This is a genomic window from Caenimonas sedimenti (assembly GCF_007833165.1).
Classification (GTDB): domain Bacteria; phylum Pseudomonadota; class Gammaproteobacteria; order Burkholderiales; family Burkholderiaceae_C; genus Ramlibacter; species Ramlibacter sedimenti.
In genome coordinates, this window is record NZ_VOBQ01000025.1 from 59,117 (window position 1) to 81,517 (window position 22,401).

Sequence of the window (22,401 nt, forward strand, 5' to 3'; positions counted from 1 at the left end):
GCCGCTGCCGAGCCGTCCACACATGCAACCTGCCGTTCCCGGTCCGTCCGCGCTGCGCACGTCTCCTGCCGCCGACACGCTGCTCCTCCTCGGCTTCTTCGTCTCCGGCGCCAGCGCGCTCATCTACCAGGTCGGCTGGCAGCGCGCGCTGTACGGGTACATCGGCGTCGACATCGACTCCATCACCATCATCGTGTCGGTCTTCATGCTGGGCATCGGGGTCGGCGGGATGCTGGGCGGCTGGCTGGCGGACACCTTCCCGCGCCAGCGGCTGCGGCTGTACGCGCTGATCGAACTTTCGATCGGCGCCTATGGGCTCGCGAGCCTGGCCTTCCTGCCCTGGCTGGTGGACACGCTGGCGCCCGCGTCCAGCGGCGCCGGCGCGAGCGTCGCCGCCTGCTTCGTGTTCCTGCTCGCGCCGACCATCCTCATGGGCATGACGCTGCCGCTGCTGACGATGGCGTTCGACGAGCGCCGCGCCAACATCGGCGTTTCGGTCGGCACGCTCTACTTCATCAACACGCTGGGCGCGGCGACCGGGGCCGGGCTGGTGCCGTTCTATCTGTTCCCGATGTGGGAACTGCCGCAAGTCGTCACGGCGGCGGCCGTCGGCAATTTCATGGTCATCGCATGCACCCTGCTCGCCGCCCGGCTGGTGCGCGCCGGAACGGGCCCATGAACCATCCGGCGCTGCTTTCCTTTGCCTGCGGCTTCGCCAGCCTCAGCCTCGAGATCCTGTGGGTGCGCCTCTACGGCTTCACCAAGTCATCCACTCCCGTCGCCTTCGGCTTCGTGCTCGCGGCCTACCTGCTGGGAATCGCGCTCGGCGCGTCTCTGGGGGCGCGGGCCTGCCGCCGTGCCACCACCGACGCCCAGTTGTGGCGCTGGAGCCTCGCCGCGCTGCTGGTTTCGGCGGCGCTGTCGCCGCTCCTGCCGGCCCTGTTCGGCGCGCTCACCTCCGCGCACGTGCAGAACCCGCTCGTCGACATCTTCGTGATCGGCCTGGCGTCCGCCATCCTGTCCTTCGTGTTTCCGATCGCGCACCACCTGGGCACGCGGCATTTCGCCGATCGCCAGGGCCAGCGATTCGCGCTGGTCTACACAGCCAACGTTTCGGGCGCGGCACTCGGTCCGCTGGTCACTGGGTACGTGCTGCTGGACACCCTGAGCGTCCAGCAGTGCTTCCTGCTCCTGGGCGCCGCGCAAGCCGCCGCCGCGGCCGCGCTGGCGCTGGCCGTGCGCCAGCAACGGGCCGTGCTGGTGGGCGTGGCGGCCCTGCTGGCGGGCTCCATGGCCATCGCCGCCCAGTCGCTGGAGCCCCACCGGCTGGTGCGCAGCCTCACCCCCAAACAGCCCGTGCCCAAGACGGTGGTCGAGAACCGGCACGGCATCGTCACGATCTTTCCCGGCGAGCTGGGGGACGACGTGGTCTACGGTGGCAACGTCTACGACGGGCGGACCAACCTGGACCCGCAGCGCAATACCAACGGCCTCGAAAGGCCGCTGCTGATGGCCGCCCTGCACCCGGAACCGAAGCGGGTCCTGATGGTCGGCCTGTCCATCGGGACCTGGCTGGCCATCGTGCGCGAGTTTCCCGGCGTCGAGACGATCGACGTCGTCGAGATCAACCCGGGCTACGTCCAGGCCGCGCAGGCGTATCCGGCGCAAGCCGCCGCCATGCGCGACCCGCGCGTGAATGTCGTCATCGACGACGCGCGGCGCTGGCTGCGCCACCGGCCCGAGCGCAAGTACGACATGGTGATCATGAACACGACGCTGCACTGGCGGTCGAACGCGTCGCTGCTGCTGTCGTCCGAGTTCCTGCGGCTGATCCGGTCGCACATGGCGCCGGGTGCCGTGCTCACCTTCAACGCGACCAGTTCCGGCGATGCCTTCCTGACCGCTGCGCGCGTGTTTCCGCACGCCTACCGGTACCGCAACTTCGTCTATGCCGCGGATTTCGATTTCCGCCCGCGCAAGGATGCGCCACGCACGCGCGAGGTCTATGCCAACCTCCGGCTGGACGGCCAGCCGTTCTTCACGCCGGGGTCTGCCGCGATCGACGTCTTCATGCGCATCCCGTTCCTGACGGTGGACCTGGCGCAGAACGCGGCCGGCCGCCGCTTCGAGGAAGTGACCGACTACAACATGATCACGGAGTTCAAGTACGGCCGCAAGCTGTACTTCTGGCCCGACCTGTTCTCCTTCTGAGGGCCGGGCGCCCGCTGCGTCATGACGGCTCTTCACCGCGTCCTGCTTGCCATCTGGCTGGGCCTGCTTCTCCTGCCGAACCTCACCGTCGCATCGCTCGCCAACACCTGGCACGCGCCGGAATGGCAGCTGGCCGCCGTCGGATGCTGGATGGCCGCCCTGCTATGGACGGCACTGCCGCGCCGCCTGTTCCTGGTCGTGACGTTCCCGCTCCTCTGGGCTGGCATCGCGGTCGTGGCGGCGGATGCGCTGCGTGGGGCCAACGTGCTCGAATTGGTGGCCGTCTGGTACACCTTCCGGGCCGGCGAGGTCCAGGCGGCGCTGGCCCCGTACCGGCTCGCGCTCGCCGCCACCGGGCTCGCGCTGTGCGCGCTCATCGCGTTGCTGTGGCGCCGCCCGCCGGGGCCCGGACCACGCCGCAAGCAGCTTGCCGCGGTGCTGGTGACAGGCGCGGTGCTGGCCGTCGCGCTGCCTGCGCACAGCTGGCGCGAGGCCTGGCCGGCCGCGCTGGCGGGCGCGGTGCTGGAAGGCCAGGCCGGGGACAGTGGCATCGCCCTGCCGGATGCTCCTGATTTCCGTGCCAGTCCGAGGCCACGAACCGCCTCCTGGGAAGCTCGGCGCGAGCAGCCGCCCGCGGCGGCGGAAACCTACATCCTCGTCATCGGCGAAAGCGTGCGAAGTGATCGCATCCCCGGATGCGGCGGCCTGCCGCTGGTGACCGCGCCGCCGGCGGGCGCCTTGCTGTTCTGCGACATGCTGGCCGGCTCCAGCAGCACGCACACGTCGGTGCCATTGCTGGTGTCGCGCGCCCTGCCCGGCAGCCGGGATCGCGTGCCGCGCGATGCGACGCTGCTGAAGGCTTTCGAGGAGGTGGGATTCGAAACCTTCTGGCTGGCTGTGCAGGAGCGTGCGATCGCCTGGCCCGACGCTCGCAACCAGGTCTACGATCCCGCGCCGAAACTGGATCGCGCCGCCCTGCTGCCCCTGCTGGATGCCGCCTTGGCGCGGCCCGAGCCGCGCAAGCTGATCGTCCTGCACGCGTACAACGCGCATGCGCCCTACCGCGATCGGTACGTGGGACCACAAGCGCCCTTTCCGGTCGCCGGGCCCGCCCACTCCGGCGAAGCACTCTGGAACGACTACGACAATGCCATCGACGAATCGATGCGCTTCCTGCGGGAGGTCGCGCAGCGGCTGCAGGCGCAGCCTGGCGAGGCCTTTCTCTTCTACACCCCGGACCATGGCGAAAACCTGTTCGACGACGCCCGGGGGTTGCAGCACCACGCGCTGCGGGTCCCGACGCTTTGGGACACGATCGTTCCGGGAATCGCCTGGGCCAACGCCGGCTGGCGTGCCGCGCATGGGGCCAAGTGGAAGACGCTGGCGGACAACCAGCGCGCGCCGGTGATGCACATGGACGTGGCGCCCACGCTGCTGGGCGCGGCCGGCATCCGCTACGAGGAGCCGCGCCGGCTCCCGGTGGATCTCACGGCCCGCGCCGTGCCGCCGCGGACGCGCTTCACGCAGGTCCGGGCGGGCCACACGATGCGCTTCGAGACCTTGCAGGCACAGGCCCGCGCGGCGGCCAGGCCGTCACCCTAGCCGGATTCGTCCGGCTCGCTGAGCGCCCGGCGGATCGCCTCCCCGCCGAAGCCACGCGCCGCGAGGAAGCGGGCCTGCCTGCCGCGTTCGGCGGCATTGGCCGGCACCACCCCGAACTTCCTGCGCCAGACCTCACGCGCGCGCTCCACTTCCGAAAGCTTCAGGGCGGCGACGGCCTCGGCCACCCTGGCCGCATCGACCCCCTTGGCCTGCAGCTCGTGGCGGATGCGCCCGGCGCCCAGCTTGCCCGCGCGCCGGTGCACCAGGGAATCGACCACCCGCTGCTCGTCGAGGAAGCCCTTGGCGAGCAGTTCGTCCAGCGCCTGCTTCAGCTGGCCCGGCTCGGTTTCGTGCTGCGCCAGCTTACGCTCGAGTTCGCTGCGCGAATACTCGCGGACGGCCAGCAGCTTCAGCGCGCGGCCCTTGAGCGACAGCTGGCCGAACGCCATGCCTACTTGCCCGGCTTGGCTTCCTTGGCCTCTTTCACCGGCGCCTCTTCGACGTCGGACGGCAGCAGCGGGATGCCCAGCTCGTCACGCACCTTGTTCTCGATCTCGCGGGCGAGCTCGGGGTTCTCGCGCAGGAATTCGCGCGCGTTGTCGCGGCCCTGGCCGATCTTCTCGCCGTTGTAGGCATACCAGGCGCCGGACTTCTCCAGCACGCCCTGGGTCACGCCCATGTCGATGATCTCGCCCTCGCGGCTGATGCCTTCGCCGAACAGGATGTCGAATTCCGCCGTCTTGAAGGGCGGCGACACCTTGTTCTTGACCACCTTGACCTTGGTCTCGTTGCCGATGGCCTCCTCGCCCTTCTTGATGGTGCCGGTGCGGCGGATGTCCAGGCGCACCGAGGCGTAGAACTTCAGCGCGTTGCCGCCGGTGGTGGTCTCGGGGCTGCCGAACATCACGCCGATCTTCATGCGGATCTGGTTGATGAAGATGACCATGCAGTTGGTCTTCTTGATCGTGGCCGTGAGCTTGCGCAGCGCCTGGCTCATCAGGCGGGCCTGCAGGCCGGGCAGCGAGTCGCCCATTTCGCCTTCGATTTCCGCCTTGGGCGTGAGCGCCGCCACGGAGTCGATGACGATCAGGTCGACCGCGCCGGAGCGCACCAGGCTGTCGCAGATCTCGAGCGCCTGCTCACCGGTGTCGGGCTGGCTGATCAGCAGGTCGGACAGGTTCACGCCCAGCTTCTGCGCGTACTGCACGTCGAGCGCGTGTTCGGCGTCGATGAAGGCGCACTGGCCGGCCTGGCGCTGCATCTCGGCGATGACCTGCAGCGTGAGCGTGGTCTTGCCGGACGATTCCGGGCCGTAGATTTCAATGACGCGTCCCCGCGGCAGGCCACCGACGCCCAGCGCGATGTCCAGGCCCAGCGAACCGGTGGAGACGACCTGGATGTCCTCCAGCTTCTCGCCCTCGCCCAGCCGCATGATGGTGCCCTTGCCGAACTGCTTGTCGATCTGGGCCAGGGCGGCCTGCAGCGCCTTGGACTTCTCGCTGTCGACCGCGATCTTGGTGCCTTTGACTTGGACGTCCATGCCAGTTTCTCCTTGTGAATCAATGGGTTGTGTGGTTCGCACCGTCTGGCTTTAAGCACAGGCTGGATGCATGCCCAGTAATGTAACGAGCGAGCTTGCTTTCCGTAAACAAGTTTTTTCGTCAGTTTGCCTTACCATCTGGCCATGACTGCGGATGACGGCTGGCGCCTCACCCACCTTGGCCGCCTGCTCGGCCACGCCATGCGGCGCTTCGACGAGCGGGTGCTGCACCTGATGGCCCACAACGTCGAAGTGCCCCTGGCGCTGGCGAACCTCGCGGCGCGCGCGCAGATCACCGCGGCCCACATCCACATCACGCGGCACCTCGCCCTGCAGGGGTCGCGCCTCACCGAGCTGGCGGCCAGCGCCGGCATGAGCAAGCAGGCCATGGGCGACCTGGTGGACCAGTGCGAGGCCTGGGGGCTGGTGACCCGCGAAGCCGACGGCCGGGACGCGCGGGCGCGCCTGGTGAAGTTCACGCCCACCGGCCTGGCCTGGCTGCAGGCCTTCCGCGACGCGGTGGCGCAGGCCGAGGCCGAATTCCGGACCGAAGTGGGAAAGGACGTCGCCACGGTGGTGGCCCTGGGCCTGGAGGCCTATGCTGGGGGGAACGGCAGTTGACGTGCGTCAGGCCCGCGCAGGACCACGCGCCTAGAATTTGAGCAAACGCGCCCGGCCAGGAAGGCGCGCCATTGGAGACAAATCATGCGGATCCTCATTGCCGAAGACGACCAGGTGCTGGCCGATGGACTGCTGCGCAGCCTGCGGGCCGCAGGCGCGGCCGTCGACCACGTCGCGAGCGGCACCGAAGCCGACGCGGCGCTGATGACGAACAACGAGTTCGACCTGCTGATCCTCGACCTCGGCCTGCCCAAGATGCATGGTCTCGAGGTCCTGCGCAAATTGCGCGGGCGCGGCTCCAACATGCCGGTGCTGATCCTGACCGCCGCCGACGCCATCGAGGAGCGCGTGAAGGGCCTGGACCTGGGCGCCGACGACTACATGGCCAAGCCGTTCAGCCTGCAGGAGCTGGAGGCGCGCGTGCGCGCGCTCACCCGCCGGGGCATGGGCGGCACGAGCAGCACCATCAAGCACGGCCCGCTGGTGTACGACCAGGCCGGCCGCGTCGCCACCATCGACGGCAAGATGGTCGAACTGTCCGCGCGCGAGCTCGGCCTGCTGGAGGTGCTGCTGCAGCGCGCCGGCCGCCTGGTCAGCAAGGACCAGCTGGTAGAGCGCCTGTGCGAATGGGGCGAGGAGGTCAGCAACAACGCGATCGAGGTGTACATCCACCGCCTGCGCAAGAAGATCGAGAAAGGGCCGATTCGCATTGCCACCGTGCGCGGCCTCGGCTACTGTCTGGAGAAGATCCCATAACCCGGACCGCATGAAAATCTTCCAGCGTGAGCAACGCTCGTTGTTCGGGGAAATCCTCGACTGGATGCTCACGCCGCTGCTGCTGCTGTGGCCGGTCAGCCTGGCGCTGACCTGGCTGGTCGCGCAGAGCATCGCCGGCAAGCCGTTCGACCGCGCGCTCGAGTACAACGTCCAGGCGCTGGCCCAGCTGGTCACCGTGCAGGGACAGAAAGCCTCGTTCAACCTGCCGCAGCCCGCACGCGAGATCCTGCGCGCCGACGATTCCGACCACGTCTACTACCAGGTACTCGGCGCCAAGGGCGAGCTCCTCTCCGGCGAGCGTGACTTCCCGCTGCCGCCTGACGACGAGCGCGTCATCCCCGGCGAAACCCGATTGCGCGACGACGAGATGCGCAGTCTCGACGTCCGCATCGCCTACACCTGGGTCAAGCTCGACCTGCCCGGCGCCGTGCCGGCCTTGGTGCAGGTGGCGGAAACGCGCGAGAAGCGTTCCGTGCTCGCCACGGAAATCATCAAGGGCGTGATGCTGCCGCAGCTCGTCATCCTGCCGCTGGCCGTGCTGCTGGTCTGGCTGGCGCTGGTGCGCGGGATCAAGCCGTTGTCGGAACTGGAGGAGCGCATCCGCGCGCGCAAGCCGGACGACCTGAGCCCGCTCGACGAAAAGGTGGTCCCGCTGGAGGTGGCGCCGCTGGTGTCGTCGGTGAACGACCTGCTCACGCGCCTGAAGGATTCGATCGCCACGCAGAAGCGCTTCCTGGCCGACGCCGCGCATCAGCTGAAGACGCCGCTCGCGGGACTGCGCATGCAGGCCGACCTGGCGCAGCGCGAGCAGTTCAATGCCGAGGAGCTCAAGCAATCGCTCAAGCAGATCGGCCGCTCCAGCATCCGCGCCACGCACACCGTCAACCAGCTGCTGGCGCTGGCGCGTGCCGAGAGCAGCGGCAAGGCCATCGTGCGCCAATCCTGCGACCTGGCGGCGCTGACGATGGAAGCCGTGCAGGACTCCGTGCCGCGCGCCATGGACAAGCAGCTGGACCTCGGCTTCGACGGCGCGCAGCCGGGCGCGCCGGGCGTCACGGTCCAGGGCAACCCCACCTTGCTGAAGGAGATGATCCGCAACCTGCTGGACAACGCGATCATCTACACGCCGTCCAGCAGCGACAAGCCGGGTGTCGTGACGGCCCGGGTGCTGGCCGACCCGTTCGGCGGCGTGCTGGTGCTGCAGGTGGAGGATTCGGGCCCCGGCATCCCGGAGAGCGAGCGCGAACTGGTCTTCCAGCCGTTCTACCGCACCCTGGGCACGAACGTCGATGGCTCCGGCCTGGGCCTGCCGATCGTGCGCGAGATCGCGCGGCAGCACCAGGCCGAGATCACGCTGGAGGACGCCCATCCGGGCCAGACGCCGCCGGGCATGCGGGTGAGCGTGCGCTTCGCGGTGGCGACCACCGTGCAGACCGAAGCGGAGGCCGCTCAGGCCGCCTTGTAGAGGTTCAGCTGCAGGCGCTCGCGCTCGATGGCGCGGGCCACGCCCGGCAGTTCCGCAATGCGCTGGACATGCGCCCACAGCGAGCGGTAGCTGGTGGGGTCGATGCCGGCGAAGCCGCCCCAGCGCAGCAGCACCAGCGAGTAGGCGTCGACGGGCCCGAAATGCTGGCCCGCCATGAAGGGCTCGCCGAGTTCGGCGGCACCCAGCGCGATGGCGTCGATCTCCGCCAGCATCTCGGCATACAGCTTCGCGTTGTTCGCCTTGATGTCGGCCTGCCCTTCCGGCGTGGTGGCGAACTTGTGCGGCATGAACACGTGCGTGAAGGTCGGGTGCACCGTGTTGTTCATCCAGGCGAGCGTCTCCAGCACCCGCGTCCGGTCCATCGCATCGGTGGGCAGGAAATGTTGCTCCGGAAAGCGGCTGTCCAGGTGGTGGACGATGGCCAGGATCTGCGTGATGGTGTCGTTGCCGTCCACCAGCACCGGCACCTGGCCGCGCGGATTGACCGCCTTGTATTCGGCGGTGAGGTTCTCGCCCTTGTGCAGCTTCACCAGCGCCGGCTCGAACGGCACCTCGGCCATCTCCAGCAGCGCGTGCGGCACGAAGGAGCAGGCGCCGGGGGCGAAATAGAGCTTGACGGTCATCGATGTCTCCAGGGAATCAGCGGCAGGACCGCAGGGGCTTGCCGCTCAGCACGGTCTTCAATTCGTCAAGGCGCGGACGCAGGTTGTCGTCGACGGCGGGCAGCAGCAGGCGCTGGCCGCGCTGCTCCGGCCTTTCCTGCACCACGCGCGCGGTGCGCACGCCGCGCTCGGCCAGCGTTTCGAGCAACTGGTTCGCCTGGGCCTGCGTCGCGAAGCCGCCGAGCGAGAGGCCGGGCTCCAGCTCGGGGTTGGCCAGGGCCTCGAAGGACACGCCCAGCTGGCGCAGTTCGGCCCGCTTGCGCGCCAGCTGCTCCACGCCCGAATAGCGGCCCATGTAGACGATCCAGCGGGGCGGCTCGACCACCGTGTCGAGCAGCCAGGTGGTGGTCGGCCAGCTTTCCAGGACGGTACGCAGCGGCCCGATGCGGGCATCGTCCAGCGGGCCCGCCTGCAGGCAATCGGGTGGACGCGGCGAGGTCGCGGCCAGGTTTTCCATGCGCTTGAGCTCGTCGGGCTGGAGCAGGTTCAAGGCCTCCGGGCGCACCTGCTGCGTGACGCGCTGGGGCTCCGACTGCTGCGCCGGCCCGACGCCCCATGGGAGCAGGTGGCCTTGCGACCAGGCGTAGTAGCCGCCGTTGGCCAGCAGCAGGAGCAGGACGATCAGGCGCAGCATAGGACGTCAGTTGCGGGGGCGCACGCTCACTTCGGAACTGCGGATGGCTTGCATGCCGGTCGCAGTATGCACCAGCAGGGCCCCGGCCTCATCCACGCCGTGCGCGGTGCCGCTGGTGCCGTCGCTGAGTGCCACGGCGCGGTCGCGCAGCGCGTCGCGCGCCTGGAACCGGGCCTGGAACGGCGCGAAGCCGAACTGTTCGAAGGACTGGATGGCCGTGACCAGCGGCGGCGCCAGCCGCAACAGCGCCGCGCCGGCATCGCACATGGGCTCCAGGGCGCGCAGGCTGGCGGCGGGGGTCGAGAGGCCGGCGGCGTCCCGCGGGGCGACGTTCAGCCCGATCCCGATCACGGCGAAGCGGGCGCCTTCGCCGCCGCCGGAACTCGCGGTCTCGATCAGGATGCCGCCCAGCTTGCGGTCATGCACCCACAGGTCGTTCGGCCACTTCAGCTGGATGCCGGGGTGCAGGCTCTCGGCCACGGCCACTCCCACGGCCAGCGACAGGCCGGACCAGTCGGGTGGGGCCAGCGGCAGGCCCAGCGAGAACGTCAGCGAGGCGCCGGGTTCGCTGGCCCAGCTGCGCCCCAGCCGGCCGCGGCCGGCAGTCTGCGACTCGGCCACGAGAAGCACGGGGTCGGTGCGGCCGTCGCGCGCGCGCCGCATCAGTTCGGAATTGGTCGAGTCGATGCTGGGCAGCACTTCCACCGTGAAACCGGGAAGCTGGGGGGCCACGGCCTCCCAGATCGCTTCGGCCGGCCAGCGCTGCATGGCGGCCTACTTTTTCGACTTGCGCTTGGATTTGCCCTTGCCCTTGGACTTGCGCTTTTTCGGCTTGTCCTTGGGCGCCAGCAGCGTCCCCCGGCAGTTCTTGCTGCCGCACCAGCAGGGATACTCCGCCTTCAGCGCCTTGGTGTACGGCTCATCGATGATGAGGCCGTAGTCGTAGTTCAGCTCTTCGCCGGCCTCGATGTTGCGCAGCGACTTGATGAAGATCCGGCCCTCGTCCTCGTCGGCTTCGCAGTTCGGGTTGCAGGAGTGGTTGATCCAGCGGGAAGCGTTGCCGCCGTGAGCGGCATCGATGACCCGCTTCTCGTCCACATGGAAGTAGAAGGTATGGTTCGGGTCTTCCGGGTTCCAGGGGTGGCGCCGCTGCGCCTCCTTCCAGCTGATGATTTCGCCCACATATTCGATGAGCCGCGCCCCTTCGGGGATGTCCTGCACGGCGAAGACGCCCTTGCCATGAACGCCCGACTTGCGGACCTGGATTCTGCGGCTGGAGGGCTTGGGGGGGTTGTCGGGGCTGGCGGGCATCGGCGGCAAAAAACCTGTGTTAACTTGAAATCACATGTGCGCGCGCGTGTGCGTGCGCGTACGCGCGAGAAAAGGATGGATTGTAGATGTCGAAAACACTGGTGATTGCCGAGAAGCCTTCCGTGGCGCAGGACATCGTCCGCGCCCTCACGCCGGTCGCGGGCAAGTTCGACAAGCACGATGAGTATTTCGAGAGCGAGAAGTACATCGTGACGAGCGCCGTGGGCCACCTGGTGGAGATCCACGCGCCCGAGGAATTCGACGTGAAGCGCGGCAAGTGGAGCTTCGCCCACCTGCCCGTGATCCCGCCGTACTTCGACCTGAAGCCCGTCGACAAGACCAAGTCGCGCCTGAACGCCGTGGTCAAGCTCGCCAAGCGCAAGGACGTGACCGAGCTGGTGAACGCCTGCGACGCGGGGCGCGAGGGCGAGCTGATCTTCCGGCTGATCGAGCAGTTCGCGGCCACCGGCAAGGACAAGCCCGGCGCCAAGGCGGCCAGCCTGGGCAAGCCCGTCAAGCGCCTGTGGCTGCAGTCGATGACGCCCCAGGCGATCCGCGACGGCTTCGACAAGCTGCGGACCGACAAGCAGATGCTGGGCCTGGCGCATGCCGCGCGCTCCCGCTCCGAGGCCGACTGGCTGGTCGGCATCAACGGCACGCGCGCCATGACGGCGTTCAATTCGCGTGACGGTGGCTTCTTCCTCACCACCGTCGGCCGCGTGCAGACGCCGACGCTGGCCATCGTGGTGGAGCGCGAGGAGCAGATCCGCAAGTTCATCAGCCGCGACTACTGGGAGGTGCACGCGTCTTTCCTGGCCGAGGCCGGCGAATACCCCGGCAAGTGGTTCGACCCCAACTGGAAGAAGGATCCGGAGGACGCCGAGAAGCGGGCCGACCGCCTCTGGAACGAGAAGGATGCGCGCGCCATCGCCGATGCCGTGCGCGGCAAGGCCGCCACCGTCACCGAGGAATCGAAGCCCACCACGCAGGCCGCGCCCGGGCTGTTCGACCTGACCTCGCTGCAGCGCGAGGCGAACGGCCGCTTCGGCTATTCGGCCAAGACCACGCTGGCGCTCGCGCAGTCGCTGTACGAACGCCACAAGGCCCTGACCTATCCCCGGACCGATTCGCGCCACCTGCCGATGGACTACGTGAAGGTCGTGCACGACACCATGGGCATGCTCGCCGACAGCGGCATGAAGCACCTGGCGCCGTTTGCCAAGCAGGCGGTGGACGGCGGCTACGTCAAGCCGATCAAGCGCATCTTCGACGACACCAAGGTCAGCGACCACTTCGCGATCATCCCGACGCTGCAGGCGCCGAGCGGCCTGTCGGAAGCCGAGCAGAAGCTGTACGACCTGGTCGTGCGGCGCTTCCTGGCGGTCTTCTTCCCAAGCGCCGAATACACCGTCACGACGCGCATCAGCCAGGCCGTGGGTCACCACTTCAAGACCGAAGGCAAGGTGCTGGTGAAGCCCGGCTGGCTCGCGATCTACGGCAAGGAGGCGGCCGAGGAAGTGGCCGATGCCAAGGAAGGCGACAAGGGCCAGAACCTGGTGCCGGTGAAGCCCGGCGAGATGGTCCGCAGCGAGACGGTGGAGCCCAAGGGCCTGAAGACCCGGCCGCCGGCGCGCTACAGCGAAGCGACGCTGCTGGGCGCGATGGAAGGCGCCGGCAAGTTCATTGAAGATGACGAACTGCGCGAAGCGATGCAGGAGAAGGGCCTGGGCACGCCCGCCACGCGCGCCGCCACCATCGAAGGCCTGATCAACGAGAAGTACATGCTGCGCGAAGGCCGCGAGCTGATCCCGACCGCCAAGGCGTTCCAGCTGATGACGCTGCTGCGCGGCCTGGGCGTGGAGGAGCTCTCCAAGCCCGAGCTCACGGGCGAGTGGGAATACAAGCTGGCGCAGATGGAGCACGGCAAGCTGTCGCGCGACACCTTCATGCAGGAAATCGCCGAGATGACGGAGCGCATCGTCAAGAAGGCGAAGGAGTACGACCGCGACACGGTGCCTGGCGACTACGCGACGCTGAAGACGCCTTGCCCCAATTGCGGCGGCACGGTGATGGAGACCTACCGCCGCTACAACTGCGTCGGCAAGAAGGGCCAGGAGCCCTGCGGTTTTTCGTTCACCAAGATCCCCGCCGGACGCGCCTTCGAACTCGACGAGGTCGAGGACTTCCTCACCAACAAGCGCATCGGCCCCCTGCAGGGCTTCCGCTCCAAGGCCGGCTGGCCCTTCACCGCCGAACTCGCCCTGAAGTTCGACGAGGAGGAGAAGAACTGGAAGCTGGAGTTCGACTTCGGCAACGAGGAAGACCCCGCGACCACCGGCGAGATCATCGACCTGAGCGCGCAAGAACCGCTGGGCCCCTGCCCCAAATGCGGTGCCAGAGTCTACGAGTGGGGCAGCAACTACGTGTGCGAGCGCGCCGTGCCCACCGCCGGCCACCCCACGCCCACCTGCGACTTCCGCAGCGGCAAGATCATCCTGCAGCAGCCGGTGGAGCGCGAGCAGATGTCCAAACTGCTCGCCACCGGCAAGACCGACCTGCTCGACAAGTTCGTCTCGATGCGCACGCGCCGGCCGTTCAAGGCCTACCTGGCGTGGGACGCCGAGGCCGGCAAGGTGAATTTCGAGTTCGAGCCGCGCACCTCCAAGTTCCCGCCGCGCAAGGGCGCGCCCGCGAAGACGGCCAAGGAGCCGGGCACGCCGTACAAGGCCACCGCGAAGGCGGCGAAGGCGGTTGCCGGCAAGACCGCGGCCAAGAAGGCGCCGGCGGCGAAGAAGGCCCCGGCCAAGAAGGCGGCCGCGCCGAAAGCGCCGCGCAAGACCGGACCGGGGCTGACGCCCAGCGCCGCACTCGCCGCCGTGATCGGCAGCGAGCCGGTCGCGCGGACCGAGGTGATCAAGAAGCTTTGGGACTACATCAAGGCCAACGGTTTGCAGGACGCCACGAACAAGCGCGCGATCAACGCGGACGGCAAGTTGAAGCCCGTCTTCGGCAAGGACCAGGTCACGATGTTCGAATTGGCGGGCATAGTTGGCAAGCACTTGAGCTGAGGACGCGCGCGGGCGCGCCGGTCGCGTTTACCATCCCCGGCGCGCCGCGACCCGGCGAGGAGTCCACAGGGCATGAACACGCGTTCCGACGTGCATCGTTTCGCATTGCATTGCATCGCCGCGGCCAGCCTGGCCGTCGCGTCCACTGGCGCCACGGCGGCCGTGCCGGCCGGCGCGGCCGCCGAAATCGTCAACCTGCAGGGGGCGGGGGAACAGAAGGCCGCCGCCGCGCCCGACTGGCGGCCCGCGCGCATGGCGCAGCCGCTGGCGAACGGCGACTACGTGCGCACCCGCGATGCCGCACGCATGGCGATCCTGTTCGCCGACGAGACGCAGATCCGGCTGCACGCCAACACCGTGCTGCAGGTGAAGGCGGTCGCCGCCGGGGCGCAAGCGTCCACGACACTGTCGCTCGAAGCCGGCCGCGCCTGGGCGCAGACCCGCCGGCCGCCGGGCGTCCCGCTCAACTTCCAGACGCCCGCCGCCACCGCGGGCATCCGCGGCACCGACTGGGACATCCAGGTGGACGCCGACGGCAAGACGCTGCTCACCGTGCTGTCGGGCGAGGTCACGCTGAGCAATCCGCAGGGCGAGGTGATCGTCGGGCGCAACGAGGCCGCGGTCGCCGAAGTCGGCAAGGCGCCGGTGAAGATCCTGCTGTCGCAGCCGCGCGACCGCATCCAGTGGGTCAACGCGCTGAAGGCGGAGCCCGAGCGCTTCCGCGGCCTGGAGCCGGCGCTCGCGGATCTGTTGGCGCGCGCCGAGCGGCAACTTGTCGATGGCGAAAGTGGGCAGTCCATCGCCACCCTGACGTCCGGCCTGGCCCGCTTCCCCGGCCATCCGGTGCTCCGCGCGGAACTCGCGCGCGCCCAACTGTTGGGCGATCGCCTCGACGAAAGCGCGCGCACGCTGGGGGAGCCGCGCGCCGATGACCCGGCGCCGCTCTGGCTCTCGCGCGGCGCGTTGGCGCGCCGGCAGGGCGACGCCCCCGGCACCCTGCGCGCCTACGGGCGCGCGACCGAACTGGCGCCGCAGGACGACCGCGGCTGGTTCGGCCTGGGCAGCGCGCACACCGAGCGCGAAGACAGCGTGCCCGCGCGGGCCAGCTTGCTGCGCGCGCTCGAACTGAATCCGCAGGGGCCCGGCTACCGCGGCGAACTCGGCACGCTGGAGGCGTTCCGCAATGACATTCCCGCCGCCGAACAGGCTTTCAGCGAAGCGCTGGCCGCCAACCCGTCGGACTACGTCGCGCTCACCGGCCAAGGCCTCCTGCGCCTGAAGCAGGGCCGCCCCGACGCCGCGCTCGACGCCTTCCTGCGGGCCGGCGTGATGGAGCCCCGCTACGCGCGCGCCAAGACCTACACCGCCGTCGCGTACTACCAGCTGGGGCGCCACAGCGACGCGGTAGCCACGCTCGAGCAAGCCGCGCTGCTGGACGACAAGGACCCGCTGCCGCATTTGTTCCTGGCGCAGATCCACACCGACCTGTTCCGCGCGGGCGACGCCGTGCAAGCCTCGCGGGCCGCGGTGCAGCGCATGCCGTACCTGAAGTCGCTCAACCAGCTGGCGAACGACCAGCAAGGCCGCGCGAACTTCGGCGCCTCGCTGGCTTTCTTCGGCATGGAGGACTGGGCGCTGGAACTCGCCCAGCAGTCCTACCACCCGTACTGGGGCGGCAGCCACCTGTTCCTGGCCGACCGCTACCCGGGCGAGTTCAATAAGAATTCGGAGCTGTTCCAGGGCTTCCTGGCCGACCCGCTGGCTTTCGGCGGCAGCCAGCGCTTCTCACCGCTTCTGCAGCGGCCGGGCCACCACGGCGCGGTGGGCATCACGCTGGACCGCGAGCACTTCCGGCTGGCCGCGCCCTCCGTCACCTTCAACGGACTGGTCAACACGCATGTCCCCATCGCCTACTTTGTGAAGGCGCAGACCGGCGTGGCGACGCGCCTGCCGATCGATGTCGGCACCTTCGGGGTGCCGGCCTTCTACGACAGCTCGGGCCGAGCCGACGCGCGCATCCAGGTCGGCACCATCGGCCTCGGCGCGCAGCCCACGGCGAACCTCGGCCTGTTCTTCTATGCCAATGACATCGACCTGTCGCTGCGCGGCCGCAACCAGGTGTTCTTCCTGGATGACGCCGGCGCGCCGACCACGCTGGACAACCGCGTGCGGCAGGCGGCGCTCGGTGCCTCGTACCGCTGGTCGCCCACCAGCCAGACGTGGGCCAAGCTGGGCCACAGCACCGACTTCAACGAAGTCGCGCGCTACCCGACGCAGTTCCCCGTCCCGCCGCTGGTCGGCGTGCTGGGCCTGGCGTCGATCCCGCAGAAGCGTTTCTCCGACCTGCAGCTGCGCCACACGATGGACCTGGACAACGGGGACCGCGTCTGGGGCACCATCGAACACGTCAAGGAGCGGCAGTTCAACCAGGTCGCCGGCGCGGGTCCGATCTTCGGCGAGATCGAGGGGGTGCTGGTGGGCGACACGCTGGTCTTCACCGGCCGCAACGACGTCGACCGGCGCTACAACGGGCTCACGCTGGCCTGGCAGCAGGCCGCCACCAGCCCGTTGCGTTTCGACGGCGCCCTGGCGGCGCACTGGATCCGGCACCGCGTGCATGGCCAGAACGCCGCGGCCCTGATCAACCTGGAATTCCTGAACCGCACCCTGGCCGACCGCGACGACACCGAGCGGGTGGTCGCGCCGCGCGTCGGCCTGGTCTGGCAGCCGCACAGCGGCCTGACCGTGCGCGCGGCCTACCAGCACTTCCTGCGGCCGCTGGCGACCAGCACGCTGGCCAGCGTGGACACCGCTGGCCTGCCGGTGGAAGACCGGTACCTCGAGGCCGGCGGGCAATCGAAGCGCGGCGTGGTGCAGGCGGCGCTGGCACTCGGCGACCGGACCTTCGCGCTGGGCCGGTTGGAACACACGCAAGTGCGCAACCCCACCGCCGTCGGCGTCGACCTGCGCACGCCCAGCCTGTTGTTCCTGGAGGAGATGCGCAACGCGCAATTGGTGAACCTCTCGACCCTGAGCCTGCTGGAGGGCGACCCGATCGTGCAGCGCGGGCACGTGAGCGCGGCGACGTTCGGCCTCAACCACATGTTCACCAAACAGTGGTCCGGCTATGCGCGCTACGCGTACCACCACTCGGACAGCGTCACCGAGGACACACTGACCAATGCCGAAATCCCGGACCGCCAGTTCCCCTGGCTGCCGCGCCACACCGCCGTGGTCGGCGGCACGTGGGCCAGCGCCGAACGCATCTACTTCAGCGCGCGCGCCGTCTTCCGCTCGCGCCGCTTCGAGGACACCGCCAACCTGACCGTGCGGCCTTCCGGCTGGGGTGTGGACCTCGCCGGCTTCTGGGAAAGCGCCGACAAGCACTGGGTGATCGGCGCCGGCGCGCTGAACCTGTTCGGCAACCGGTCCGAACGCCAGGTCCGGCGCTACGTGATCGATGCGCGCTACCGCTTCTAGCTGGCGCCGGGCCGCGGCCGTCCCGGCCGCCGGCCTGCTGGCCGTGGCCCTGGTGTTCGCGCTCTCGTACAGCCGGACCTGGGACGCGGTCGAGGGCAAGATCTTCGATTTGTTCACCTCGTGGGCCGCGCCCGGCGTCAGCCGGCAACCCATCGTCATCCTGGCCATCGACGAACCCACGTTCCAGGAACTGCGGGTGCAGTGGCCCTTCCCGCGCAGCCTGCACGGCAAGGTGCTGGAGCGCGCGCGCGCGGACGGCGCGGCGGCCGTCGGCTTCGACATCGTCTTCGCCGAACCGAGCCAGCCGGAGCAGGACCATGCGTTCGCGCGTTCCATCGCGACCGCGGGACGGGTGGTGCTCGCGTCCACCCAGGAACTCATCGTGCATGCCAATGCATCGCTGTGGACGCAGGTTCCGCCCCTGCCGGAACTGCTGGCGGCCGGCGCCGTCGCGGGCGACATCAGCGTGCGGCCGGACGACGACTACGTGGTGCGGCGCCAATCCAACGCCGAAGGCAGCCTGTCCGAACAACTGGCGCGCCTCGCGCCCACGCCCCCAGCGCCGCGGAGTGCCGTTCCGGCCCTGATCCAGTACCTCGGCCCGCGCGGCACCATCGACACGCGCTCCTACTACCAGGCTCTCGAACCCGGCTTGCTGCCGCCGGGCTTCTTCCGCGGCAAGCTCGTGCTGGTCGGCCGCTCGACCCGCAGCGCCACGGAACTCCAGGCCTCGCGCTCGGACATGTACAACTCCCCACTGGCGGTGGCGAACAGCGGCGACCGCCTGTTTCCCGGCGTCGAGATCCAGGCGACGATGCTCGAGAACCGACTCTCCGGAGGTGGGCTGCACCAGCTGGGCGCCGGCTGGGGTTACGCGCTGCTGGCGGCTTTCGGCTCGCTGCTGTTCGTCGCGGGCCGCCGGCTGGACCCGGGCGCGACCGCCCTGCTGGCGCTCGCCTGCGTGCTCGTGGTTCTGGTGGCGTCGTACGCGCTGTTCTTCGGCGCGCAGCGCTGGCTGCCGCCGCTGTTCCCGGTCGCGGCGCTGGTGGCCCTGTACGGCGCCACGACCGTGGCTTCGTACCTGGCGACGCGCCAGCGCGCCCTGCGGGTGCGCGGCATGTTCGCGCAGTACGTGCCGGCGCCGGTGGTGGCGCGCCTGGTGGAACAGCCGGAGCTGCTGCGGCTGGGCGGCGAGTCGCGCGAAGTGACGCTGATGTTCACCGACCTCGCCAACTTCACCGGCCTGTCGGAGCGGCTCAGCGCGCAGCAGACGGTGGAGGTGCTGACTGCGTACTTCAATGCCATGACGCCCATCGTCCACAAGTACCAGGGCACGCTCGACAAGTTCATCGGCGACGCGATCATGGCGTTCTGGGGCGCGCCGCTGGACGATGCACAGCACGCCGAGCATGCCGTGCGCGCGGCCATCGAGATGCAGCAGGCGATGCAGCAACTCGTGGCCGACCTGCAGGCCCGCGGCCTGCCGGCGATCGGCATGCGGATCGGCATCCACACCGGCACCGCGGTGATCGGTAACGTGGGTTCGGCCAGCCGCTTCTCGTACACCGCCATCGGGGATGCGGTGAACCTGGCGGCGCGGCTGGAAGGCGCGAACAAGGCCTTCGGCACCGGCATCCTGCTGTCGCAGGCGACGGCAGCGCAGTTGCCGGCGGACATCGGTCTGCGGGCTCTGGCTGACGTCATCGTGAAAGGCAAGACCGAGCCCGTTCGCGTGTACACACCATGCGATGACGAGGCACAGCGGCATGCCAGCGAAACCGCGCTGCAAGGGGTCAGCCCGGTCGCGCTGGAGAAGCTCTAGCTGGAGCCTGCGTGACGGGCGATCAGTGCCTGCACCGCGGGCGGCGGGACCATGGGACGCAAGGCCGGCACGGTGGCGCGGCCGATGTTGCCGGCGGGCAGGCGGCCCAGCGCATGCCCCAGCGGGACGAGGGCCAGGCGCAGCAGCTGCCCCGCCGCTTCCCGCGGGTCGCCCTGGTCCCAAGCCAGCCGCAGCATCCGCAAGTGGCTGTCGACATGCAGCCCCAGGTCGGCTTGGCCGACCACGTGCGCCGCCATGAGCACGGTCCAGCGCGCCTCGTCATGTTCGCGGTGGGCGGGCAGCTCCGCGTAGCTGCGCAGCAGCCGCCCGTAAACGGCGCGGCGCGCCTGGGGAGTGGTGTTCATGCCCGCATTGGAAAGCCTGGAGCGTCTCCAGGGTCAAGCGGCTCAATGCACCGTGTAGTCGTAGCGCACGACGATCGGCGTCGGCTTCAGCAGCAGGGTGCAGCGGCTGTCCAGGCACGCGAAGAAGCGCAGGTAACCCTGCACCCGCCCCGCCGCGGCGAATGGCTTGGGTTGCAGCGTCACCGTGGCCGTCGCGCTCGACTCGTCGATGGAGACCTGGGCCAGCCCGGGCTGATAAAGCCCCTGCGGGTCCTCCACGACGATCGCCAACTGGCCGCCCTCTAGCAGGGACAGGTTCCCGGTGGCGCGGAACTGGAAGCTGGCTGGCGGTGCGCTCCCGGCTTCGACGGCACCGCCCAGGCTGGCCGAACCCACCAGTTCGACCTCGACGAAGTCCAGGTAGCGTGAACCCGGTGGCGGCTCGGTGAGGGCGGGCGCGATGTGCGTTTCCACCTGGAACGTCACCTTGTAGATTTCCCCGGACGGCCCGCCGAAGGTGGCGATGAGCGGCGTCGTCCCGCTGAAGGCCGAGCGCGGCGTGCCGAGCACGCGCCCGTTGCCGGAGTCGACGTACAGGCCGCCCCCCAGGGAGGCAATGGCACCGTCCGAGCGCGACGGGGCACTGAAGAAGGCGCCGAAGCCAGGCCCCGGGACCACGGGCTGGCCCGTGAGGGCGTCGAGCACCGTGTACCGCAGCTCGGTGACGAAGGGCTCGCCGACCTGCGCCGTGACGCGGGTCGGGCCGGTGATCGTGACCCCGTGGACGTGGAAGGAGAAACGCGCCCGCGCCTCGCCGGCCAGGCCGGTGACCTGCAAGCCGACCTCACCGGAGTAGGTGCCCGGCTGGGCAACGTAGCCCGAGATCACCCCGGTGGTCGCATCGACCCACAGGCCGGGGGGCAGCGAGCCGGAAGCGACCCGGTACTGCGTCGCCTTGCCGACAATGCCGGTCACCGCGGGCAGCGCGACGACGGGCGAGGCAATGGACAAGGTCGCGGGCGCATAAGCCTGGAAGCTGACGCCGGCGACCCCCGGATCGGGCGGCGGCGGCGGGCCGGTGGAGCCTCCGCAGGCATCCACCGCCGGATTGAAGGAGAAGCGCTGCACGTCCACCGGTGGCAGGCCCGGAAAGGCGATCTGGGCGGTGCATGCCGTGAGCACGCGCAACTCGAATCTGGAACTGTCCGCCAGCCGGTCCGGCGCCGTGTACGCACCGGCCAGCGTCTGGCCGCCGCGGTAGGCGGCGAAATCGCCGAGCGCCGTGGCGTTCACCGGAAGGCCGGCCGAGACCAGGTTCCAGACCGGCTGGCCGCTGCTGTCGTAGTGGAAGACGCCGACGTTGGCGATGCCGTTGAGCATTTCGATGGTGTAGCCGCGGCCGCTCTCGGCGGGGTTCCAGTAGATGCCGGTTTCCGGCTGCACCGCCGATCGCTGCCCTTCGGGCTGGCTGGGCAGCTGCGCCGCCGACAACGCGAAGCGGTAGGCCGTGTAGCTGCGCCCCGGCAGCTGGACGCGCGCGGCCCCGGCGGCGCTGAACAGGATGGCGACATCCGCGAACGCCGACGCGGCCGGCGTCTTTGGCGTGCGGGAGGTTCCCGCCTGCCCACCGACGTGGCGCTGCAAGGTGCCGCGGAACTCCTGCCCGGCAGCCGTGCTGGTCATGTTGCCGACACCGCTGTACCAGACCGCGCGCCCCTCCGCTTCGAACACGTAGAAAGTGGCGACGGCCAGCCCTCCCTGCGCCTCGAAGAAGAACCCGGTGCCCGGCTCGAACGGATTCCACCAGGTGCCGGTCAGCGCGCGGTCCGCCGCCGACACGGGCTGGGCCTTGAGTGCCTGGGCGAGGGCCTGGACGGCGGGCGATCCCCCGCCGCATCCGGCGGCCAGCCCCAGGAGCAGGACCGCGGCAGCGCGGCGGAGCAATGCACGCAGGTCCATCATCAGTAGATCTGGTAGGACATGTTCAGGGTCTGGCGCACGGCGAAATCCTGCTGGAAGACGATGTCGACATGGACTTTGAAGCCGCCGCTGCCTGCGGTGGTGGGAGTGCCCTGCAACGCGCCTGTCGGGCTCAGCGTGACCCCGGCGGGAAGGTGGCCCTCCGCCGAGAACGTGGCGACCACCGAGGGGGCGAGCTTGCCGTGGCCCCCTGCGCCGTCGTCGATGAAGTAGTGCAAGCCGGCGGGCAACGGCGTGCCAACGGGCCGGTTGAACAGGTGGTCGCCGCCCCTCGAGTTGACATACAACTTGAGGAACACCGGGTGGAAGTGGACCGAATACGGAACCTGTGACTCGCCGCTGTAGCCATCCACCGTCATGGCGATGAAGCCGTCCACGAAGTTGGCCGCGTCCAGCGGGACGCCGGAGATGACGCCGGTGTCCGGATCGAGCCGCAAGCCCCTCGGCCATTTGCCGGAGGCGACGCGGAAGCGCGTCCTGCCCCTCGGGTTGCCGGCGACGGTCGGCGCCACCGGCGCCAGCTCGTGCAGCACGGGCATCGACACGGGCAGCGCGTAGGGCTTGAGGCTGATGCCCGCGCTTTCCAGCGAGGCGCCCGGCGGCGGCGTCTCCACCGGGGCCACCCAGCCGCTGCGGCACGCCTCGACGGCGGGGTTGAAGGAGAAGCGGTAGGCGGTCACGGGCGGCAGGCCCGGGAATCCGATCTCCACGGTGCAGGGCCCGGCCGTTTTCAGCTGATTCTGTTGAAAAACTCTCCGGTGCCGCCTAGATTTGCGCGAACCAAATGCGGGGGTGCTGACGATGATGGGAAGCCAAGGCGGAGCGCAGGATCGGCTGTTCTACTCGTTCAACCTTGAAGACCA

Annotated in this window: 18 protein-coding genes; 9 read left to right on the plus strand and 9 right to left on the minus strand. The window is 69.3% G+C overall.

The window, feature by feature from the left end:
- The first annotated feature begins 22 nt into the window (after positions 1-22).
- The 3 genes from FN976_RS26510 to FN976_RS26520 are packed head-to-tail and all read left to right on the plus strand — an operon-like array spanning position 23 to position 3,813.
- Positions 23-679, plus strand: a complete 657-nt coding sequence (locus FN976_RS26510) for a fused MFS/spermidine synthase (RefSeq protein ID WP_186511217.1) — start codon at positions 23-25, stop codon at positions 677-679.
- A complete protein-coding gene (locus FN976_RS26515) occupies positions 676-2,211 on the plus strand; it encodes a spermine/spermidine synthase domain-containing protein (protein WP_186511219.1) in 1,536 nt (511 codons plus the stop codon). The genes FN976_RS26510 and FN976_RS26515 overlap by 4 nt, the downstream gene beginning before the upstream one ends.
- A gap of 21 nt (positions 2,212-2,232) precedes the next feature.
- A complete protein-coding gene (locus FN976_RS26520; protein WP_145896662.1) occupies positions 2,233-3,813 on the plus strand; it encodes a sulfatase-like hydrolase/transferase in 1,581 nt (526 codons plus the stop codon).
- Here FN976_RS26520 and recX read toward each other — a convergent pair.
- On the minus strand, positions 3,810-4,262 hold the full coding sequence (gene recX / locus FN976_RS26525; RefSeq protein WP_145896664.1) for a recombination regulator RecX: 453 nt from the start codon (positions 4,260-4,262) through the stop codon (positions 3,810-3,812). The two genes, FN976_RS26520 and recX, sit on opposite strands and share 4 nt — an antisense overlap.
- 2 nt (positions 4,263-4,264) lie before the next feature.
- Entirely contained in the window at positions 4,265-5,353 is a 1,089-nt protein-coding gene (gene recA / locus FN976_RS26530) for a recombinase RecA (protein ID WP_145896666.1), read from the minus strand.
- 144 nt (positions 5,354-5,497) lie between these two features.
- Here recA and FN976_RS26535 point away from each other — a divergent pair, with 144 nt between their 5' ends.
- From FN976_RS26535 to FN976_RS26545, 3 genes are all read left to right on the plus strand, one after another.
- Positions 5,498-5,974 (plus strand): MarR family winged helix-turn-helix transcriptional regulator, encoded by a 477-nt coding sequence (locus FN976_RS26535; protein ID WP_145896668.1) that lies wholly within the window; start codon positions 5,498-5,500, stop codon positions 5,972-5,974.
- A gap of 84 nt (positions 5,975-6,058) precedes the next feature.
- Positions 6,059-6,730: a response regulator gene (locus tag FN976_RS26540; RefSeq protein WP_145896670.1), complete on the plus strand. Its 672-nt coding sequence runs from the start codon at positions 6,059-6,061 to the stop codon at positions 6,728-6,730.
- 10 nt (positions 6,731-6,740) lie between these two features.
- Positions 6,741-8,216 carry a sensor histidine kinase gene (locus tag FN976_RS26545; RefSeq protein WP_145896672.1) on the plus strand — a complete coding sequence of 492 codons (1,476 nt, stop codon included), beginning with the start codon at positions 6,741-6,743 and terminating at the stop codon, positions 8,214-8,216.
- Here the strand turns inward: FN976_RS26545 and FN976_RS26550 are convergent.
- Genes FN976_RS26550 through FN976_RS26565 form a run of 4 tightly spaced genes read right to left on the minus strand, consistent with a single transcriptional unit; the run spans position 8,201 to position 10,844 of the window.
- Positions 8,201-8,860, minus strand: coding sequence for a glutathione S-transferase family protein (locus FN976_RS26550; protein ID WP_145896674.1), 660 nt, complete (start codon positions 8,858-8,860; stop codon positions 8,201-8,203). The genes FN976_RS26545 and FN976_RS26550 overlap by 16 nt on opposite strands.
- Positions 8,861-8,876: 16 nt before the next feature.
- Entirely contained in the window at positions 8,877-9,533 is a 657-nt protein-coding gene (locus FN976_RS26555) for an SPOR domain-containing protein (protein ID WP_145896676.1), read from the minus strand.
- 6 nt (positions 9,534-9,539) lie between these two features.
- A complete protein-coding gene (locus tag FN976_RS26560) occupies positions 9,540-10,301 on the minus strand; it encodes a biotin--[acetyl-CoA-carboxylase] ligase (protein WP_145896678.1) in 762 nt (253 codons plus the stop codon).
- 6 nt (positions 10,302-10,307) lie between these two features.
- Positions 10,308-10,844, minus strand: coding sequence for an SET domain-containing protein (locus FN976_RS26565; protein ID WP_145896680.1), 537 nt, complete (start codon positions 10,842-10,844; stop codon positions 10,308-10,310).
- A gap of 86 nt (positions 10,845-10,930) precedes the next feature.
- On the opposite strand from FN976_RS26565, the gene FN976_RS26570 reads away from it, so the two are divergent.
- The 3 genes from FN976_RS26570 (at position 10,931) to FN976_RS26580 (ending at position 19,214) form a co-directional block, all read left to right on the plus strand.
- On the plus strand, positions 10,931-13,912 hold the full coding sequence (locus FN976_RS26570) for a DNA topoisomerase III (protein WP_145896682.1): 2,982 nt from the start codon (positions 10,931-10,933) through the stop codon (positions 13,910-13,912).
- Positions 13,913-13,984: 72 nt separating this feature from the next.
- The gene (locus FN976_RS26575) at positions 13,985-17,392 is read left to right on the plus strand and encodes a TonB-dependent receptor domain-containing protein (RefSeq protein WP_145896684.1); all 3,408 of its coding nucleotides are present in this window, start codon (positions 13,985-13,987) and stop codon (positions 17,390-17,392) included.
- Positions 17,373-19,214 (plus strand): CHASE2 domain-containing protein, encoded by a 1,842-nt coding sequence (locus FN976_RS26580; protein ID WP_145896686.1) that lies wholly within the window; start codon positions 17,373-17,375, stop codon positions 19,212-19,214. Before FN976_RS26575 ends, FN976_RS26580 begins: the two co-directional genes overlap by 20 nt.
- Here FN976_RS26580 and FN976_RS26585 read toward each other — a convergent pair.
- From FN976_RS26585 to FN976_RS26595, 3 genes are read right to left on the minus strand one after another with little or no spacing between them, the layout of a single operon-like run.
- Positions 19,211-19,579 carry a DUF3703 domain-containing protein gene (locus FN976_RS26585; protein WP_145896688.1) on the minus strand — a complete coding sequence of 123 codons (369 nt, stop codon included), beginning with the start codon at positions 19,577-19,579 and terminating at the stop codon, positions 19,211-19,213. The genes FN976_RS26580 and FN976_RS26585 overlap by 4 nt on opposite strands.
- Before the next feature lie 42 nt (positions 19,580-19,621).
- Positions 19,622-21,520 (minus strand): putative Ig domain-containing protein, encoded by a 1,899-nt coding sequence (locus FN976_RS26590; RefSeq protein ID WP_145896690.1) that lies wholly within the window; start codon positions 21,518-21,520, stop codon positions 19,622-19,624.
- Positions 21,520-22,248 (minus strand): putative Ig domain-containing protein, encoded by a 729-nt coding sequence (locus FN976_RS26595; RefSeq protein ID WP_145896692.1) that lies wholly within the window; start codon positions 22,246-22,248, stop codon positions 21,520-21,522. The genes FN976_RS26590 and FN976_RS26595 overlap by 1 nt, the downstream gene beginning before the upstream one ends.
- Positions 22,249-22,401 lie beyond the last annotated feature (153 nt).

Coding starts and splice junctions, on each gene's coding strand:
- FN976_RS26510 (WP_186511217.1), top strand. CDS start 23: ATGCAACCTGCCGTTCCCGGTCCGTCCGCGCTGCGCACGTCTCCTGCC.
- FN976_RS26515 (WP_186511219.1), top strand. CDS start 676: ATGAACCATCCGGCGCTGCTTTCCTTTGCCTGCGGCTTCGCCAGCCTC.
- FN976_RS26520 (WP_145896662.1), top strand. CDS start 2,233: ATGACGGCTCTTCACCGCGTCCTGCTTGCCATCTGGCTGGGCCTGCTT.
- recX (WP_145896664.1), bottom strand. CDS start 4,262: ATGGCGTTCGGCCAGCTGTCGCTCAAGGGCCGCGCGCTGAAGCTGCTG.
- recA (WP_145896666.1), bottom strand. CDS start 5,353: ATGGACGTCCAAGTCAAAGGCACCAAGATCGCGGTCGACAGCGAGAAG.
- FN976_RS26535 (WP_145896668.1), top strand. CDS start 5,498: ATGACTGCGGATGACGGCTGGCGCCTCACCCACCTTGGCCGCCTGCTC.
- FN976_RS26540 (WP_145896670.1), top strand. CDS start 6,059: ATGCGGATCCTCATTGCCGAAGACGACCAGGTGCTGGCCGATGGACTG.
- FN976_RS26545 (WP_145896672.1), top strand. CDS start 6,741: ATGAAAATCTTCCAGCGTGAGCAACGCTCGTTGTTCGGGGAAATCCTC.
- FN976_RS26550 (WP_145896674.1), bottom strand. CDS start 8,860: ATGACCGTCAAGCTCTATTTCGCCCCCGGCGCCTGCTCCTTCGTGCCG.
- FN976_RS26555 (WP_145896676.1), bottom strand. CDS start 9,533: ATGCTGCGCCTGATCGTCCTGCTCCTGCTGCTGGCCAACGGCGGCTAC.
- FN976_RS26560 (WP_145896678.1), bottom strand. CDS start 10,301: ATGCAGCGCTGGCCGGCCGAAGCGATCTGGGAGGCCGTGGCCCCCCAG.
- FN976_RS26565 (WP_145896680.1), bottom strand. CDS start 10,844: ATGCCCGCCAGCCCCGACAACCCCCCCAAGCCCTCCAGCCGCAGAATC.
- FN976_RS26570 (WP_145896682.1), top strand. CDS start 10,931: ATGTCGAAAACACTGGTGATTGCCGAGAAGCCTTCCGTGGCGCAGGAC.
- FN976_RS26575 (WP_145896684.1), top strand. CDS start 13,985: ATGAACACGCGTTCCGACGTGCATCGTTTCGCATTGCATTGCATCGCC.
- FN976_RS26580 (WP_145896686.1), top strand. CDS start 17,373: ATGCGCGCTACCGCTTCTAGCTGGCGCCGGGCCGCGGCCGTCCCGGCC.
- FN976_RS26585 (WP_145896688.1), bottom strand. CDS start 19,579: ATGAACACCACTCCCCAGGCGCGCCGCGCCGTTTACGGGCGGCTGCTG.
- FN976_RS26590 (WP_145896690.1), bottom strand. CDS start 21,520: ATGATGGACCTGCGTGCATTGCTCCGCCGCGCTGCCGCGGTCCTGCTC.